The organism is Micromonospora sp. I033, from assembly GCF_053890995.1.
This window is the reverse complement of the sequence record NZ_JBSSLX010000381.1, coordinates 1-1,797: the sequence shown is the minus strand read 5'-3', so window position 1 is coordinate 1,797 and position 1,797 is coordinate 1. Positions and strand designations below refer to the sequence as shown.

General features: G+C 75.0%; 1 protein-coding gene. It reads left to right on the top strand.

The window, feature by feature from the left end; all coding sequences use genetic code 11:
- On the top strand, nucleotides 1-1,690 hold a 1,690-nt coding region (locus tag ACW0Q9_RS30340), incomplete at its 5' end, for an ATP-binding cassette domain-containing protein (RefSeq protein WP_456187170.1).
- Between the last annotated feature and the right edge of the window lie 107 nt (nucleotides 1,691-1,797).

Here is a 1,797-nt window from a genome sequence, read left to right as displayed (position 1 = left end):
CCCGCTGCCCGCCCCGCCGCCCGCGCGGACCCTGCGGGAGATCCTCCGGCTCGGCACCAACGACCCGCGGTACGGGCTGGTCTCCGTCTCCCTGTTCATCATCATGACCCTGCTCGGGCTGGACGGCTCGGTGCTGCCCTGGCTCTGGGCCGAGGTGGTCGGCGGGGGAGACCCGTGGCTGCCGGCGCTCGGCATCGTCGCCGCGCTGCTGGTCGTGCTGCCGCTGCCGTACCTGACCAACCTCTGGTTCCCGCAGTGGTGGATCCGGCAGATGCTGCGGATCAGCGCGCGGCTGGTGCACGGGCAGACCGGGGCCCGCCGGGTCAGCGGGCACACCCCGGCCGAGGTGGTGGCCCAGGGCGGCGACACCGACCGGGTCGTGCAGCTCGCCGACAACCTCATGGACCAGTTCATCTCGCTGGCCATCGTGATCACCATGACCCTGGTGACCGGCAGCGTCGTACCGGCGCTGTTCTTCGTCGGGACGATGGTGGTCTCCGGGCTGGCGGCGACCCTGTTCGGGCCCCGGCTGGAACGCACCGCCGGCGGCACCGTCAAGGCCCGCGCCGCCTTCGCCACCGCGCTGGTCTCCTCGCTGTCCGCGGCCCGCACGGTGAAGCTCGCCGGTGCCACCCGCCCGGTGCTGGCGCACCTCGCGAAGCTGGACACGGTGCGCAGCGACCGGCAGCGCCGGGAGATCGCCATGCAGGTGTGGGCCCGGTCCACCCCGTCGATCGCCAGCGGCCTGCTGCCGATCGGGGCCTGGGCGCTCTACCTGGCCGGCGGCCTCTCCGCCGGGGCCACCCTGGTCGCGGTCTCCACGCTCGGCGCGGCCCGCTGGTTCGCCTGGACCACCGCGTCGCTCGTCTCGCACTACCCGTCGGCGCGGGTGTGGACCAGACGGACCGTGGCGATGGCCGGCGTGGCCACGTACTCGGCTTCGGTGCCCGGGCTGGACCTGGCCGCCGGCACCGCCCCGGCGCCCGAACCGCCGCCGCGACACCCGCTGCGCCGGCTGGAGCTGGCCGGCTTCGGCGCGCTGCACTCCGACGGCACCCTCGCCGTCCGCGACGTCGACCTGACCGTCGAGCGCGGACAGTTGGTGCTGGTCGTCGGCCCGGTCGGCGCGGGCAAGTCGTCACTGCTGCGGGCGCTCGCCGGGATCGTGCACCACACCGGCGCGCTGCGCTGGAACGGCGAGCCGGTCACCGAGCCGGAGCTGTTCCTCCGCCCCAACCAGGTCGGCTACGTGGGGCAGCTGCCCCGGGTGCTCTCCGGCACCGTGGCCGACAACATCGCGCTCGGGCACCAGGTGGACGCCGCCGACGCGGTGTCGACCGCCCAGCTTGACCACGACCTGGCCGCCGCCGGGGGCGGGCTCGGGCTGCTCATCGGGCACAAGGGCACCCGGCTCTCCGGCGGGCAGCTCCAGCGGCTGGCGCTGGCCCGGGCGCTCGCGCCGCGCACCGAGCTGCTGGTCGCCGACGACGTCTCGTCCGCGCTCGACGTGACGACGGAGCTGGCGCTCTGGGCGGCGCTGCGCGAGCACGGGGTGACGGTGGTCGGCTCGACCGCGAAGCGGGCCGCGCTGGTCCGCGCGGACCACGTGGTGGTGCTGGTCGACGGCACGGTGGCCGCCCAGGGCCCGTGGCCCGACCTGGAATCCCGCTGGGGCCACCTGGCGGGCTGACCCGGCGCGCTCGCGGGACCCAGTTCCCGTTCGCAGTGAACCGCAACTGTCGAAGATCTCGCGCCCCGCCCCGGTGATCATGAGGTTAGCGGTGACAAATCGGGCGG